We start from the raw sequence: 16,631 nt of genomic DNA on the forward strand, positions 1-16,631 counted from the left end.
ATTCGCATCAGCGGCCTTTTTGCTTCTGGCCTCCCCCGCCGGACCTGCGCGGGGGGTGCTCCGGACGTCGCCCTTATTCGGCGGCGTCCTCGCTGCCCAGGTCGGACGACGGGACATCGGCGTCCGAGCCCACCGTGACCGGCGAGTCTTCGAACGGGTTGGCCAGCTGGCGGGCGGCTTCGCGTTCCGCGGCCTCCAGGGCTTCCTTGTCCTTGCGGGCATGGTGGTACGCCAGGCCGGTACCGGCCGGGATCAGGCGGCCGACGATGACGTTTTCCTTCAGGCCACGCAGGTCGTCGCGCTTGCCCATGATGGCGGCTTCGGTCAGGACACGCGTGGTTTCCTGGAACGAGGCGGCCGAGATGAACGAGTCGGTCGACAGCGAGGCCTTGGTGATACCCAGCAGCACGTTTTCGTACGTGGCCGGACGCTTGTCTTCAGCGTTGACGCGGTCGTTCTCGTTCAACAGCTCGGAGCGCTCGACCTGCTCGCCCGGGATGAACTCGGTATCGCCCGCATCGACGATGTTCACACGGCGCAGCATCTGACGAACAATCACTTCGATGTGCTTGTCGTTGATCTTCACGCCCTGCAGACGGTACACGTCCTGCACTTCGTCGACGATGTAGGTCGCCAGCTTCTCGATGCCCTGCAGGCGCAGGATGTCGTGGGGATCGGCCGGGCCGTCCACGATCATTTCGCCCTTGTTCACCACCTGGCCGTCGTGCACCAGCACCTGCTTTTCCTTCGGAATCAGGAACTCGTGGCTGACGCCTTCCAGGTCGGTGATGACCAGGCGCTGCTTGCCCTTGGTGTCCTTGCCGAACGAGACCGTGCCGGTGACGTCGGCGAGCATGCCGGCATCCTTGGGCGAACGGGCTTCGAACAGCTCGGCCACGCGCGGCAGACCGCCGGTAATGTCGCGGGTCTTTTGCGATTCCTGCGGAATACGCGCCAGGACTTCACCCACGGCAACCTGCTGGCCGTCACGCACCGTGATCAGCGCGCCGACCGGGAACGAGATGTTCACCGAGTGATCGGTGCCAGCGATCTTGACGTCTTCGCCGTTCTCGTTGACCAGCTTGATCTGCGGACGCATGACGATCTTGCCGCCACGGGTCTTGGGCGTGATGACGACGAGCGTCGACAGGCCGGTGACTTCGTCCACCTGCTTGGCCACGGTCACGCCTTCCTCGATGTTCTCGAAGCGGACGGCGCCACCGTATTCCGACACGATCGGACGGGTCAGCGGATCCCACGTCGCCAGGCGCGCGCCGGCCTTCACGGCCTCGCCATCGCCCACCAGCACGGTCGCGCCGTACGGGATCTTGTGGCGTTCGCGTTCGCGGCCGTTGTCGTCGAAGATCGCCAGTTCGCCCGAGCGCGAAATCGCGACGCGTTCGCCCTTGGCGTTGGTGACGTAGCGCATGGTGCTGGCAAAGCCGACCACGCCGCTGGACTTGGTTTCCACCGCGCTGGCCAGGGCCGAACGCGACGCCGCGCCACCGATGTGGAACGTACGCATCGTCAGCTGCGTGCCCGGTTCACCGATGGACTGGGCGGCGACGACGCCAACCGCTTCGCCCTGGTTGACCGGCGTGCCGCGGCCGAGGTCACGGCCATAGCAGTGCGCGCAGAGGCCATGGCGCGTTTCGCACGTCAGCGGCGTGCGGACCTTGACTTCGTCCACGCCGATGCGGTCGATCATGTCGACCATGTCTTCGTCCAGCAGGGTGCCGGCGGTGATCGCCGTTTCCTGCGTGTCCGGGTTGACGATGTCGATGGCGGCCACGCGGCCCAGGATGCGGTCGCGCAGCGGCTCGATGACTTCACCGCCTTCCACCAGGGCCTTCATGTTGTAGCCCTGCGAGGTGCCGCAATCGTCCTCGGTGATCACCAGGTCCTGCGTCACGTCGACCAGACGACGGGTCAGGTAACCCGAGTTCGCGGTCTTCAGTGCCGTGTCGGCCAGACCCTTACGCGCGCCGTGAGTCGAGATGAAGTACTGAAGCACGTTCAGGCCTTCACGGAAGTTCGCGGTAATGGGCGTCTCGATGATCGAGCCGTCCGGCTTGGCCATCAGGCCGCGCATGCCGGCCAGCTGGCGGATCTGGGCGGCCGAACCGCGGGCGCCCGAGTCAGCCATCATGTAGATGGAGTTGAACGACTCCTGGCGCACTTCCTCGCCGTGACGGTTGATCACGGGTTCGGTGGCCAGTTGCTCCATCATCGCCTTGCCGACCTTGTCGCCGGCCTTGCCCCAGATGTCCACCACGTTGTTGTAGCGTTCCTGGGACGTGACCAGACCCGACGAGTACTGCTTGTCGATTTCCTTCACTTCACGGCTGGCTTCGGCCAGGATGCCTTCCTTGGCCGACGGGATCAGCATGTCGCCCATGGCGATCGAGATACCGCCGCGGGTGGCCAGGCGGAAGCCCGACTGCATCAGCTTGTCGGCGAAGATCACCGTGTCGCGCAGGCCGCAACGGCGGAACGACTGGTTGATCAGGCGCGAGATTTCCTTCTTCTTCAGCGCCTTGTTCAGCACGGTGAAGGGCAGGCCCTTGGGCAGGATCTCGGACAGCAGCGCGCGGCCGACGGTGGTTTCGTGGCGGCGGATCACCGGCTGCCATTCGCCATTCTCGTCACGCTCGTGTTCCTTCAGGCGCACGGTGATGCGGCTTTGCAGCTCCACTTCGCCGTTGTCGTAGGCGCGTTGCACTTCAGCGACGTCGGTGAAGAAAATGCCTTCGCCCTTGCCGTTGATGCGCTCGCGCGTCGTGTAGTACAGACCCAGCACGATGTCCTGGGACGGCACGATCGACGGTTCGCCGTTGGCCGGGAACAGCACGTTGTTCGAAGCCAGCATCAGCGTGCGCGCTTCCAGCTGGGCTTCCAGCGACAGCGGCACGTGGACGGCCATCTGGTCACCGTCAAAGTCGGCGTTGAACGCCGCGCAGACCAGCGGGTGCAGCTGGATGGCCTTGCCTTCGATCAGGACCGGCTCGAACGCCTGGATGCCCAAACGGTGCAGCGTGGGCGCACGGTTCAGCATGACCGGGTGTTCGCGGATGACTTCTTCCAGGATGTCCCAGACCACCGGTTCCTGGCTTTCCACCAGCTTCTTGGCGGCCTTGATGGTCGTGGCCAGGCCCATCATCTCCAGGCGATTGAAGATGAACGGCTTGAACAGTTCCAGGGCCATCAGCTTGGGCAGGCCGCACTGGTGCAGCTTGAGCTGCGGACCCACCACGATGACCGAACGGCCCGAGTAGTCGACGCGCTTGCCCAGCAGGTTCTGACGGAAACGACCGCTCTTGCCCTTGATCATGTCGGCCAGGGACTTGAGCTGGCGCTTGTTGGCGCCGGTCATGGCCTTGCCGCGGCGACCGTTGTCCAGCAGCGAGTCGACGGCTTCCTGCAGCATGCGCTTTTCGTTGCGCAGGATGATTTCAGGGGCCTTCAGCTCCAGCAGGCGCTTCAGACGGTTGTTGCGGTTGATGACGCGGCGGTACAGGTCGTTCAGGTCGGAGGTCGCGAAGCGGCCGCCGTCCAGCGGCACCAGCGGACGCAGGTCCGGCGGCAGCACGGGCAGCACTTCCATGACCATCCACTCGGCCTTGATGCCGGACTTCTGGAAGCCTTCCAGCACCTTCAGGCGCTTGGAGATCTTCTTGATCTTGGCTTCCGAGCTGGTGGCCTTCAGTTCGCCGCGCAGCGTTTCCACTTCGCGGTCGATGTCGATGGTGCGCAGCAGTTCGCGCACGGCTTCGGCGCCCATCAGGGCACGGAAGTCGTCGCCGTATTCCTCGGTCTTGGCCAGGAAATCGTCGTCCGACATGATCTGGCCGCGCTTGAGCGGCGTCATGCCGGGTTCGATCACGCACCAGGCTTCGAAGTACAGGACGCGTTCGATGTCGCGCAGGGTCATGTCGAGCACCATGCCCAGACGTGACGGCAGGCTCTTCAGGAACCAGATGTGCGCGACGGGGCTGGCCAGCTCGATGTGGCCCATGCGTTCACGGCGAACCTTGGCAACGGTAACTTCAACGCCGCACTTCTCGCAGATCACGCCACGGTGCTTCAGGCGCTTGTACTTGCCGCACAGGCACTCGTAGTCCTTGATCGGGCCGAAGATCTTGGAGCAGAACAGACCGTCACGCTCGGGCTTGAACGTGCGGTAGTTGATGGTCTCGGGCTTGCGAACTTCGCCGTAGGACCACGAACGGATCTTCTCGGGCGAGGCGATGCCGATCTTGATGGCATCGAATTGCTCGTCTTGCGAGACTTGCTTAAAGAGGTCGAGTAGCGCTTTCATTAGTTACGCTCCAAATCCATGTCCAGGGCCAACGAGCGGATTTCCTTGACCAGCACGTTGAACGATTCCGGCATGCCGGCATCGATGACGTGATCGCCCTTGACGATGTTTTCGTATACCTTGGTGCGGCCGGTGATGTCGTCGGACTTCACCGTCAGCATTTCCTGCAGGGTGTAGGCGGCGCCGTAGGCTTCCAGCGCCCACACTTCCATTTCCCCGAAACGCTGGCCACCGAACTGCGCCTTGCCGCCCAGCGGCTGCTGGGTCACGAGCGAGTACGGACCGGTCGAACGCGCGTGCATCTTGTCGTCGACCAAGTGGTGCAGCTTCAGGTAGTGCATGTAGCCGACGGTGACCGGACGCTCGAACTTCTCGCCGGTGCGGCCGTCGTACAGCCACGCCTGCGTGCGCGAGGGCGTCAGCGCCATGCGCTTGGCGACGTCGTCCGGATAGGCCAGTTCCAGCATCTTGGTGATTTCCTCTTCGGTCGCGCCGTCGAAGACGGGCGTCGCGAACGGCACGCCGTTCTTGAGGTTCTGGGCCATTTCCATGACTTCTTCGTCGGTCAGCTCGTCGATGCGCGCGCCGGTGCCGGTCGTGTTGTAGACCTTGTCCAGGTACGCACGGACGTTCTTGACCTGCGCGGTGCGCTCGTCGCGCAGCATGTCGGCGATGCGGTGACCCACGCCCTTGGCAGCCCAGCCCAAGTGCACTTCCAGCACCTGGCCCACGTTCATCCGCGAGGGCACGCCCAGCGGGTTCAGAACGATGTCGGCCGGCGTGCCGTCAGCCATGTGCGGCATGTCTTCCACCGGGGTGATGCGCGAGACGACGCCCTTGTTGCCGTGACGGCCTGCCATCTTGTCGCCAGGCTGCAGACGACGCTTCACGGCCAGGTAGACCTTGATCATCTTCAGCACGCCCGGGGGCAGCTCGTCGCCCTGCGTCAGCTTCTTGCGCTTCTCTTCGAAGGCCAGGTCGAACTGGTGACGCTTCTGCTCGAGCGATTCCTTGGCCTGCTCCAGCACGACGGCGTGGGGCTCGTCGGCCAGGCGGATGTCGAACCACTGCCAGCGATCCAGGTCGGCCAGGTAGGCCTTGGTGATCGTCGCGCCCTTGGCCAGCTTGCGCGGGCCGCCGTTGACGGTCTTGCCGACCAGCATCTTCTCGATACGGTCGAACTGGTCGTTTTCAACGATGCGCAGCTGGTCATTCAGGTCCTGGCGATAGCGGCGCAGTTCATCGTCGATGATGGACTGGGCGCGCTTGTCGCGCACGATGCCTTCGCGGGTGAACACCTGCACGTCGATGACGGTGCCGGTCATGCCCGAAGGCACGCGCAGCGAGGTGTCCTTAACGTCGGACGCCTTTTCACCGAAAATGGCGCGCAGCAGCTTTTCTTCCGGCGTCAGCTGGGTCTCGCCCTTGGGCGTGACCTTGCCGACCAGCACGTCGTCGGCGCTGACTTCGGCGCCGATGTAGGTGATGCCGGAATCGTCCAGGCGGTTCAGTTGCGTCTCGGCCAGGTTGCTGATGTCGCGCGTGATTTCTTCCGGACCCAGCTTGGTGTCACGGGCCACGACCGTCAGTTCCTCGATGTGCACCGAGGTGTAGCGGTCATCGGCCACGACCTTTTCGGAGATCAGGATCGAGTCTTCGAAGTTGTAGCCGTTCCAGGGCATGAACGCGATCAGCATGTTTTGGCCCAGGGCGAGTTCGCCCAGGTCCGTCGATGCGCCGTCGGCCAGCACGTCACCCTTGGCGACACGGTCGCCGCGCTTGACGATGGGACGCTGGTTGATGTTCGTGTTCTGGTTGGAACGCGTGTACTTGATCAGGTTGTAGATATCGACACCGACTTCGCCGGCGACGTTTTCTTCGTCGTTCACGCGAATAACCACGCGCTCGGCGTCGACGTGGTCGACCAGGCCGCCACGCAGCGCCTGCACGGTGGTGCCCGAGTCAACGGCCACGGTGCGCTCGATACCCGTGCCCACGACCGGCTTTTCCGGACGCAGGCAAGGCACGGCCTGACGTTGCATGTTGGCACCCATCAGCGCGCGGTTCGCGTCGTCGTGCTCCAGGAACGGAATCAGCGAGGCGGCGACCGACACGATCTGCGACGGGGCCACGTCCATGTAGTGCACGTTGGCCGGGGCGGTCAGCATGGTTTCGCCGGCTTCACGGCAAGCCACCAGGTCGTCCACGAACTTGCCTTCGTCATCGAGCGCGGCGTTGGCCTGCGCGATCACGTAATGGCTTTCTTCGATGGCCGACAGGTAGTCGATCTGGTCGCTGACGCGGCCGTCGACGATCTTGCGGTAAGGCGTTTCCAGGAAGCCGTACTCGTTCAGGCGAGCGTACAGCGCCATGGAGTTGATCAGGCCGATGTTCGGGCCTTCCGGCGTTTCGATCGGGCAGACGCGGCCGTAGTGGGTCGGATGCACGTCACGGACTTCGAAGCCGGCGCGCTCGCGGGTCAGGCCGCCCGGGCCCAGTGCCGAAACACGACGCTTGTGCGTGATTTCCGACAGCGGGTTGGTCTGGTCCATGAACTGCGACAGCTGGCTCGAACCGAAGAACTCCTTGATGGCGGCCGAGATCGGCTTGGAGTTGATCAGGTCATGCGGCATCAGGTTTTCGGTCTCGGCCTGGCCCAGACGTTCCTTGACGGCGCGTTCGACGCGCACGAGGCCGGCGCGGAACTGGTTCTCGGCCAGTTCGCCGACGCAACGCACGCGGCGGTTGCCCAGGTGATCGATGTCGTCGATCTGGCCACGGCCGTTACGCAGCTCGACCAGCACCTTGATGGTTTCAAGGATGTCTTCGTTGGTCAGCGTCATCGGACCGGTGATGTCTTCACCACGGCCCAGACGGCTGTTGACCTTCATGCGGCCGACGCGCGACAGATCGTACGTTTCTTCGCTGTAGAACAGGCGCTGGAACAGCGCTTCCACCGCTTCCTCGGTGGGCGGTTCGCCAGGACGCATCATGCGGTAGATGGCAACGCGCGCGGCCATCTGGTCGGCGGTTTCATCGGTGCGCAGCGTCTGCGAGATGTACGGGCCGCGATCCAGATCGTTCGTGTAGAGCGTCTGGATGTCGTGCACGTTGGCGGCGCGCAGGGCGCCCAGCACGCTTTCGGTGATCTCGTCGTTGGCGTTGGCGATGACTTCGCCGGTATCGGCGTCAACGATGTTCTTGGCCAGCACGCGGCCGTACAGGAAGTCTTCCGGCACGGAGATGCGCTGGATGCCGCCGGCAGCCAGGTCGCGCAGATGCTTGGCGTTGATACGCTTGTCTTTTTCGACGATGACCTTGCCGGAGCGGTCCGCGATGTCGAAGCGGGCCATTTCGCCCTTCCAGCGCTCGGGCACGAATTCCATCATGGCGCCTTCGCTCTTCAACTCGAAGTTGTCGAAGTCGAAGAAGTTGGCCAGGATCGATTCCGGCGTCATGCCGATGGCCTTGCACAGGATCGTGACAGGCATCTTGCGGCGACGGTCGACGCGGAAGAACAGGATGTCCTTGGGGTCGAATTCGAAGTCCAGCCACGAGCCGCGGTAGGGAATCACGCGGGCCGAGAACAGCAGCTTGCCCGAGCTGTGCGTCTTGCCGCGGTCGTGTTCGAAGAACACGCCGGGCGAGCGGTGCAGCTGCGAGACGATGACACGCTCGGTGCCGTTGATGACGAACGAACCGGTGCCCGTCATGAGCGGAATTTCGCCCATGTAGACTTCCTGTTCCTTCACTTCCTTGACGGTGGGCTTGCTGACTTCGCGGTCAAGCAGCACCAGGCGGACCTTGGCTCGCAGGGGCGAGGCATAGGTCAGGCCACGTTGCTGACATTCCTTGACATCGAACACCGGTTCGCCGAGCACATAGCTCACGAACTCCAAGCGCGCCATACCGTTGTGACTAACGATCGGGAAAATCGACGAAAACGCCGCCTGCAAACCGTCGGCTACGCGATCGGACGGGGCGGTATCCGCCTGCAGGAAAGTTAGGTAGGATTGAAGCTGAGTCGCCAAAAGGAAGGGAACGTTTTGAACGTCTTCACGCTTGGCGAAGCTTTTGCGGATGCGCTTTTTTTCGGTGTACGAGTAAGGCATGAGCACTCCGACTCGAGGTTGCATGGGCCGTCAACCACGGCCCCAGGTGATACGACTCCAGGAAACCCCTCTGGAAAGGGCATGACCCCAGCAGGGGTTTCCTGGAAACGCAAAAGCCCGGGGACGGCAAATTGCGCTGTCCCCGGGCAAATTGACGCAGGTCTTACTTGACTTCGACCTTGGCGCCAGCTTCTTCCAGCTTCTTCTTGGCGGCTTCGGCGTCAGCCTTGGCAACGCCTTCCTTGACGGGCTTCGGCGCGCCGTCGACCAGGTCCTTGGCTTCCTTCAGGCCCAGACCGGTCAGCTCGCGCACGGCCTTGATGACGGAAACCTTGTTGGCGCCGGCTTCAGCCAGGACAACGGTGAACTCGGTCTGCTCTTCAGCAGCGGCGGCAGCGCCACCGGCGGCCGGAGCGGCCACGGCCACAGCGGCGGCAGCAGCCGACACGCCGAACTTCTCTTCCATTTCCTTGATCAGCTCGGACAGTTCGAGCACGGTCATGCCAGCGATGGCGTCAAGGATTTCAGCTTTGTTAAGTGCCATTTTTAAGAACTCCAAATATTGGGTAATGCCAGGGTTTGGGTGTCGCTCGGTCGTTCAGCGAATTTCCGTGAAGGGCGGGGATTAAGCCGCGGCCTTCTGGTCGCGCACGGCGGCGAGGCCACGGGCGAACTTGGTCGGAACTTCGTTGAGCGTACGCACGAATTGCGCGATGGGGGCTTGCATGGTGCCCAGCAGTTTCGACAGCAACTCTTCGCGCGAGGGCATGGTGGCCAGAGCCTTCACGCCTTCTTGGTTCAGCAGGCTGTTGGGCAGAGCGCCCGCCTTGATGACCAGCTTGTCGTTGCTTTTCGCGAAACCTGCGAGGACCTTGGCCGCCGTAACCGGGTCAGCGCTGATGCCATAGATCAGCGGACCGGTCAGTTGCTCGGCCAACGGCTCGAAAGCCGTGCCGGCAACAGCACGACGGGCCAGCGAGTTCTTCAGAACACGCAGATACACGCCCGATTCACGCGCAGTTTTGCGCAGTACGGTGACAGAGGCGACGTCCAGACCACGGTACTCGGCGATAACAATCGATTGCGCCTTGGCCACTTCGGCCGAGACTTCCTCGATTACCACCGCTTTCTCTTGACGATTGAGACTCACGGTTTGAACACTCCATCAAAAGACGCCTGGGGCCGGAGCCTTGCGCGTCAACCGAATGCGGCGCCTGGTCGAGTTCTTCGGGTAAAGAAATCTTCCTGGGGACGCCGTCTACGCTGGATCCGAACTGTGCGAGCTTCGGGATTAAGCGGGGCAGCGAGGGTACTGCTTCCAGCGGAAGGAGAACCTTCGCGCTGACCTGCTCCAGCGGTCTTTGACAGCAGCATCCGGAGGAATCCGGATGCGGCCCAAAGTACGTTTACAGCTGTTGGCTTAGTTGGTAGCCGACAGCGAGGCAATTTCCACGCGCGCACCGCCGCCCATCGTGGACGAAACGGCCAGCTTGCGCAGGTAGATGCCCTTGGCAGCGGCGGGACGAGCCTTTTGCAGGGCGTCGACCAGCGCGGCCAGGTTGGTTTGCAGCTGTTCCACGCCGAACGACGCGCGGCCGATCGTGGCGTGGATGATGCCGGCCTTGTCGGTGCGGTACTGAACCTGACCGGCCTTGGCGTTCTTGACGGCGGTGGCGACGTCGGGGGTCACGGTGCCGACCTTCGGGTTCGGCATCAGGCCACGCGGGCCCAGGATCTGACCCAGGGCGCCGACGACACGCATCGTGTCGGGCGAGGCGATGACCACGTCGAAGTCCATTTGACCGGCCTTGATCTGGTCAGCCAGGTCGTCCAGGCCGACGATGTCGGCGCCAGCGGCCTTGGCGGCCTCGGCCTTGTCGCCTTGGGCGAACACGGCGACACGGACCGACTTGCCGGTGCCGGCGGGCAGCACGACCGAGCCGCGGACCAGTTGGTCCGACTTCTTCGGGTCGATGCCCAGCTGCACGGCCACGTCAATCGATTCGTTGAACTTGGCGACAGCGGTTTCCTTGACCAGGGTCAGGGCTTCGGCGACCGGGTACAGCTTGGTGCGGTCGATCTTTTGCGCAATGGCGGCGGCGCGCTTGCTCAGTTTTGCCATGATTAGATCCCCTCAACCGTGATGCCCATGCTGCGGGCGCTGCCAGCGATCGTACGGACGGCGGCGTCCAGATCGGCGGCGGTCAGATCGGGGCCCTTGGCCTTGGCGATTTCTTCAGCTTGCGCGCGGGTCAGCGTGCCGACCTTGTCGGTATGCGGCTTGGACGAACCCTTTTGCACGCCGGCGGCCTTCTTGATGAGGACCGTCGCGGGCGGGGTCTTCATGATGAAGGTGAAGCTCTTGTCGGCGAAAGCGGTGATCACCACCGGAATCGGCAGACCAGGCTCCATGCCTTGGGTCTTGGCGTTGAACGCCTTGCAGAATTCCATGATGTTCAGGCCACGCTGACCCAGGGCCGGGCCAATCGGGGGGGAGGGGTTAGCCTTACCAGCCGGCACTTGCAGCTTGATAAAGCCGACGATCTTCTTCGCCATGCTTTGCTCCTTGCGGGTTATATCGCCCTAGCGCGCGGCCAGGGCTCCCCGGGGGTTGAAATCAGGTCTTTTCGACCTGGCTGAAATCCAGTTCGACGGGGGTGGCACGACCGAAGATCGTGACAGACACGCGAACCTTGCTCTTTTCGTAGTTGACTTCTTCGACGTTGCCGTTGAAGTCCGCAAACGGACCTTCCTTGACCCGAACCATCTCGCCCACTTCGAACAGGATCTTGGGGCGGGGTTTCTCGACGCCCTCTTCCATCTGGGAGAGGATTTTTTCGACTTCCTTTTCGGAAATCGGGGTCGGACGATTGCCCGAGCCACCCAAAAAACCGGTGACGCGGTTAGTGTTCTTGACCAGGTGCCACGTTTCGTCGGTCAGGTCCATTTCAACCAGGACGTAACCGGGGAAAATGCGGCGCTCGGTGATCGACTTCTGGCCACCCTTGACCTCGACGACTTCCTCGGAGGGCACAAGAATGCGGCCGAAAGACGTTTGCAGGCCCGCGCGCTCGATGCGCTCGTTCAGGGCCTTGTGTACGCTTTTTTCCATGCCGGAGTACACATGGACGACATACCAACGCTTACTCATTCGCCGTCCTTATTTCCAGCCCAACAACAGGCCGTAGAGAATCCATTCGATGCCCTTGTCGAGCACCCACATGAAAATGCCCATGACCGCCACGAACGCGAAAACGATGCCCGTCATCTGGGTCGTTTCCTTGCGGGTCGGCCACGACACACGCTTGACTTCGTTGTAGGACTCGCTGGCAAAGCTCAGGGTGCGACGGCCGGGTTCGCTGAACCAGGCGATCACGGCTGCGATCACGAGGCCGCCGACAAAGACGCCGATACGGGCAGGCATCGGCTGTGCGCTGAGCACGGAAAACCCGACGATGCCAGCAATAACGACAAGAACCGCCAGCCCGAGCTTGACCCGGTCGGCGGTACTGGTTACGGTTTCTACGCTGGTATTAGACATATTGCGACGCGAGCCGCCTGAATGCGTAACTCGCGATGATCTCCCGCGGGTTTATCCTGGCGGTGGCAGGGGCAGTAGGAATCGAACCTACAACCTTCGGTTTTGGAGACCGACGCTCTGCCAATTGAGCTATGCCCCTAAAACTCACACATCACTACACGTGCACTACACTTTCGCCGTTCCTGCCAGGCCGCCACGCGTAGCGGCTTGCGGAACCAAACATCATACTACTTTTACAGCAAAGATGGATAGAGGGACTTGAGAGTCCACTCTACCCATCCGGGTATTGCTTACTTCAGGATCTTGGCGACGACGCCGGCGCCGACGGTACGACCGCCTTCACGGATGGCGAAACGCAGGCCTTCTTCCATGGCGATCGGGGCCAGCAGCTTGACGGTCATCGTCACGTTGTCGCCCGGCAGAACCATTTCCTTGTCGGCCGGCAGGTCGATCGTGCCCGTCACGTCCGTCGTGCGGAAGTAGAACTGGGGACGGTAGCCGTTGAAGAACGGGGTGTGGCGGCCGCCTTCTTCCTTGGACAGGATGTACACCTCGGAGGTGAAGTCCGTGTGCGGGGTGATCGAGCCCGGCTTGGCCAGAACCTGGCCGCGCTGGACGTCTTCACGCTTGGTGCCGCGCAGCAGGATGCCCACGTTGTCGCCGGCTTGACCTTGGTCCAGCAGCTTGCGGAACATTTCCACGCCGGTGCAGGTCGTCTTGACCGTCGGGACGATACCGACGATTTCGATTTCTTCGCCGACCTTGATCACGCCGCGCTCGATACGGCCGGTCACCACGGTGCCGCGACCCGAGATCGAGAACACGTCTTCGACCGGCATCAGGAACGCGCCGTCAACGGCACGCTCGGGCGTCGGGATGTACGTATCCAGGGCTTGGGCCAGCGACAGGATCGCTTGCTCGCCCAGTTCGCCCTTGTCGCCTTCCAGCGCCAGCTTGGCCGAACCCTTCACGATCGGGGTGTCGTCGCCCGGGAAGTCGTACTTGCTCAGCAGTTCGCGAACTTCCATTTCCACCAGCTCGAGCAGCTCGGCGTCGTCAACCATGTCGGCCTTATTCAGGAAGACGATGATGTACGGCACGCCAACCTGGCGGCTCAGCAGGATGTGTTCACGCGTTTGCGGCATCGGGCCGTCAGCGGCCGACACGACCAGGATCGCGCCGTCCATCTGCGCTGCGCCCGTGATCATGTTCTTGACGTAGTCAGCGTGGCCCGGGCAGTCAACGTGCGCGTAGTGACGCGTTTCCGTTTCGTACTCGACGTGCGCCGTGTTGATCGTGATGCCGCGAGCCTTTTCTTCAGGTGCCGCGTCGATCTGGTCGTAGCCCTTGGCTTCGCCACCGAACTTGGTCGACAGAACGGTCGTGATGGCCGCCGTCAACGTCGTTTTGCCGTGGTCAACGTGACCAATCGTACCCACGTTCACGTGCGGCTTGGTACGTTCAAACTTGCCTTTTGCCATGGCTGACTCCTGACCTGGATTGCGCTTTTGACTGAAGCTGCTGACTGAAGAAAAGACTTTGGAATTTGTGGTGCCCATGGCGCGGATCGAACGCGCGACCTCTCCCTTACCAAGGGAGTGCTCTACCACTGAGCCACATGGGCATGTGTACTGCTTGGAGCGGGTGAAGGGAATCGAACCCTCGTCGTAAGCTTGGAAGGCTTCTGCTCTACCATTGAGCTACACCCGCGGCTGTCCTTTCACCACCTCACTATCTATCCCAGACTTTCAAAACTAAGGCCTTGGAGAACCAGCCACCTTCGTTGCGAAGGCCGCCCAGTTCCCTAGGCCTACATTTTAAAATCCAGGCAAACATCGCCTGGATTCAGGTTTGGGTCTCTGGTGGAGGAGGTTGGATTCGAACCAACGTAGGCGCAAGGCCAACAGATTTACAGTCTGCCCCCTTTAACCACTCGGGCACCCCTCCAGCGGAGAACTTGAGATTATGAACACTTTCAAATCCGCTGTCAAACGCCTGGGACGAAAAATATTCAAAACTTTCGTTCTGCCTGCCGCGTTTCCGCGCAGAGGGGGCGAAGCTTACAAGATTCCGCGAACGGCTGCACGAAAAAGTTCGGCGTACTGGTCCGGGGTGTAGGTAACCGGGTTGGTACCGCCGGACGGATCCTCGCTGGCCATGCGCCCTATCCGCTCGGCTTGTGCGTCGTCGATGCCGATATCGGCCAGGGTGTGCGGGATGCCGACGGTCTCGCGCAACGCCAGCACCCAGTCGAGCACGGCGCCGGGACTGTCGTCCGGCAACGCCAGGTAGCGCGCCAGCGCCTGCAGCCGCGGCGCGACCGCGTGCTGGTTGGCCTTGAGCACGTAAGGCATGAGGATGGCGTTGAGCATGCCGTGGTGGGCGTCGTACAACGCCCCCAGCGGATGCGCCAGCGCGTGCATCGCGCCGAGCCCGCGCTGGAATGCGGTGGCGCCCATGCTGGAGGCCACCAGCATCTGCTGGCGCGCCTGCAGGTCGGCGCCATCGGCCACGGCCTGCGGCAGGTATTCCTTGATCATGCGCATGCCTTCCAGCGCGATGCCGGCGGCCATCGGATGGAAGAACGGCGAACAGTAGGCCTCGAGGTTGTGCGACAGCGCATCCATGCCGGTGGCCGCGGTGATGCGCGGCGGCAGGCCGACGGTGAGCTCGGGATCGAGGATGACGATGGCGGGCAGCATGCGCGCGTGGAAGATGATGCGCTTGACCTGCGCCGCCTCGTCGGTGATGACGGAGGCGCGCCCCACCTCCGAACCGGTGCCCGCGGTGGTCGGCACCGCGACGACTGGCGCCATGCCGGCCACGTTCACGCGCAGGTAGTTGTCACCCACATCTTCGAAGTCCCACAGCGGACGTTTCTGTCCGGCCATCAGCGCGATGGCCTTGGCCGCGTCCAGCGCCGAGCCGCCGCCGAACGCGATCACGCCGTCGTGGCGGCCTTCGCGATAGCGCGCCACGCCATCGTCCACGTTCTTGCCGGTGGGGTTGCCCTTCACTTCGTGGAACAGGCCGCATTCGAGTCCGGCCTGGCGGCAGCCGCGCACCGCATCGGCGATCATGGGCAGCGCGGCCAGGCCGGGATCGGTGACCAACAAGGGGCGCGCCATGCCGAGTTCGCGGCACCAGTCGGGCAACTCCTTGATGCGGCCGGGGCCGGCCTTGATGGCGGTGGGATAGTTCCAGTTGACGCTGGGGACGGTCATATCGGCTCCTGGTCGCGCGCTCAGGCGTTGCGGCGCAGATGGAAGGATTTGGCTTGGGTGAGCTGTTCGTAGCCGACGCGCGACAACGAAACGCCGCGGCCGGTTTGCTTGACGCCGGTCCACGCCAGGGCGGGATCGAGGTAGTCGCAGCGGTTCATGAAGACGGTGCCGGTGCGCAACTGGCGACCGAGGTGCAACGCGGCCTCTTCATCCTGCGTGAAGACGGCGGCGGTCAGGCCGTAGGGACTGTCGTTCATCAGGGCCACGGCCTCTTCGTCGCTGTCGACCGGCATCACGCCGACCACGGGGCCGAAGCATTCATCGTTCATCACACGCATGCGGTGATCCACCTGCGTCAGCAGCGTCGGCGCCACATACGGCGTGCCGGCGCGCGCGGCGTCGAAACGCGCGGCATCGACCAAATTGCGGGCGCCGCGCGCTTCGGCTTCGGCGATCACCTCGCGCACCTCGTCGGCGGCGCGCGTGCGCACCACCGGACCGAGCGTGGTGTCCGGCTGCAAGGGATCGCCCAGCACGTACTCCTGGGTCAGCGCCGCGGCGCGATCGATGAAATCCTGGTAGCGGTCGCGCGCCACGTAGATGCGCTGGATGCCACAGCACGATTGGCCGGAGTTGAAGAAGGCGCCGTCGACCAACGTCTCGACCGCGTGCGCCAGATTGGCGTCGGCGCGCACATAGGCGGGGTCGTTGCCGCCCAGCTCCAGGCCCACGCCGATGAAGCGGCCGGCGGCGGCCTGCTCCACGCTCTGGCCGCCGCGCACCGAACCGGTGAAGGACACGTAGCCGATCTCGGGCGCGCGGATCAGGCGTTGCGCGATGTCGTGGTTCGCGTGCAGGTACTGGAACACGCCATGCGGCACGCCCGCTTCGCTGAAAGCGCGGCCGATGAGCTCGGCGCACAGCGGGGTCTGGTCGGAGTGCTTGAGGATGACAGTGTTGCCGGCCATCAGCGCCGGCACGATGCTGTTCACGGCCGTCAGCAGCGGATAGTTCCACGGCGCGATCGTCAACGCCACGCCGATCGGCTCGCGGCTGATGAAGCGCGTGAAGCCCGCGATCTCGGGCACCTGGATCGGCGCCAGCGCTTCGGCGGCGATGCCGATCATGTGACGCGCGCGCGCCTCGAAGCCATCGACCTCACCCGGCGTGTAGCGCAGCGGACGGCCCATCTGGATCGTGATGGCCCGCGCGATCTCGGCCTTGCCCGCGACAAAGCGCGTCACCGCCTCGGACAGGATGCGGCCGCGCTGCTCGATGCCGAGCGCGTGCCAGGCACCCTGCGCGGCCTGCGCGTCGGCCAGCGCCTGCGCGACCTGCGCCTCGCTGGCGTAGGGACGGCGCACGACTTCGCGGCCGTCGATGGGACTGATGGTGATGAGTTCCTGCGTCATGGCGACCCTGTGCATGCGTGGAGA

Annotated in this window: 11 protein-coding genes and 4 tRNA genes; all 15 read right to left on the minus strand. The window is 63.3% G+C overall.

The genetic code is table 11. The features are described from left to right. Positions 1-73 precede the first annotated feature (73 nt). The 15 genes from rpoC to ABFG95_RS14645 all read right to left on the minus strand — a co-directional run bounded on the left by rpoC (position 74) and on the right by ABFG95_RS14645 (position 16,607). The gene (rpoC, locus tag ABFG95_RS14575; RefSeq protein ID WP_348996027.1) at positions 74-4,318 is read right to left on the minus strand and encodes a DNA-directed RNA polymerase subunit beta'; all 4,245 of its coding nucleotides are present in this window, start codon (positions 4,316-4,318) and stop codon (positions 74-76) included. Continuing rightward, positions 4,318-8,430, minus strand: coding sequence for a DNA-directed RNA polymerase subunit beta (gene rpoB / locus ABFG95_RS14580; protein WP_020925808.1), 4,113 nt, complete (start codon positions 8,428-8,430; stop codon positions 4,318-4,320). The genes rpoC and rpoB overlap by 1 nt, the downstream gene beginning before the upstream one ends. 163 nt (positions 8,431-8,593) lie before the next feature. Continuing rightward, entirely contained in the window at positions 8,594-8,974 is a 381-nt protein-coding gene (gene rplL / locus ABFG95_RS14585) for a 50S ribosomal protein L7/L12 (protein WP_006389590.1), read from the minus strand. An 81-nt stretch (positions 8,975-9,055) separates the two neighbouring features. After that, complete coding sequence (rplJ, locus tag ABFG95_RS14590) at positions 9,056-9,580, minus strand: 50S ribosomal protein L10 (protein WP_006389589.1); 525 nt, start codon at positions 9,578-9,580, stop codon at positions 9,056-9,058. Between the two features lie 270 nt (positions 9,581-9,850). Further along, positions 9,851-10,552 carry a 50S ribosomal protein L1 gene (gene rplA, locus ABFG95_RS14595; RefSeq protein WP_006389588.1) on the minus strand — a complete coding sequence of 234 codons (702 nt, stop codon included), beginning with the start codon at positions 10,550-10,552 and terminating at the stop codon, positions 9,851-9,853. Between the two features lie 2 nt (positions 10,553-10,554). Further along, the gene (rplK, locus tag ABFG95_RS14600; RefSeq protein WP_006389587.1) at positions 10,555-10,986 is read right to left on the minus strand and encodes a 50S ribosomal protein L11; all 432 of its coding nucleotides are present in this window, start codon (positions 10,984-10,986) and stop codon (positions 10,555-10,557) included. Positions 10,987-11,047: 61 nt separating this feature from the next. After that, positions 11,048-11,581: a transcription termination/antitermination protein NusG gene (gene nusG, locus ABFG95_RS14605; protein WP_006389586.1), complete on the minus strand. Its 534-nt coding sequence runs from the start codon at positions 11,579-11,581 to the stop codon at positions 11,048-11,050. A 9-nt stretch (positions 11,582-11,590) separates the two neighbouring features. Continuing rightward, a complete protein-coding gene (gene secE, locus ABFG95_RS14610) occupies positions 11,591-11,971 on the minus strand; it encodes a preprotein translocase subunit SecE (RefSeq protein ID WP_006389585.1) in 381 nt (126 codons plus the stop codon). A 63-nt stretch (positions 11,972-12,034) separates the two neighbouring features. Beyond that, positions 12,035-12,110 (minus strand) — tRNA-Trp (locus ABFG95_RS14615). A gap of 151 nt (positions 12,111-12,261) precedes the next feature. Then, on the minus strand, positions 12,262-13,452 hold the full coding sequence (tuf, locus tag ABFG95_RS14620) for an elongation factor Tu (protein WP_054495833.1): 1,191 nt from the start codon (positions 13,450-13,452) through the stop codon (positions 12,262-12,264). A gap of 68 nt (positions 13,453-13,520) precedes the next feature. Further along, positions 13,521-13,595 (minus strand) — tRNA-Thr (locus ABFG95_RS14625). A gap of 12 nt (positions 13,596-13,607) precedes the next feature. Next, positions 13,608-13,681, minus strand: a tRNA-Gly gene (locus ABFG95_RS14630). Positions 13,682-13,831: 150 nt separating this feature from the next. Beyond that, a tRNA-Tyr gene (locus tag ABFG95_RS14635) sits at positions 13,832-13,918 on the minus strand. A 113-nt stretch (positions 13,919-14,031) separates the two neighbouring features. Next, entirely contained in the window at positions 14,032-15,195 is a 1,164-nt protein-coding gene (locus tag ABFG95_RS14640; RefSeq protein WP_175144595.1) for an iron-containing alcohol dehydrogenase, read from the minus strand. 20 nt (positions 15,196-15,215) lie between these two features. After that, entirely contained in the window at positions 15,216-16,607 is a 1,392-nt protein-coding gene (locus ABFG95_RS14645; RefSeq protein WP_278991454.1) for an aldehyde dehydrogenase family protein, read from the minus strand. Positions 16,608-16,631: the final 24 nt, after the last annotated feature.

Origin of the sequence: Achromobacter sp. HNDS-1 (assembly GCF_040084795.1) — a bacterium.
Taxonomy (GTDB): domain Bacteria; phylum Pseudomonadota; class Gammaproteobacteria; order Burkholderiales; family Burkholderiaceae_B; genus Achromobacter; species Achromobacter ruhlandii.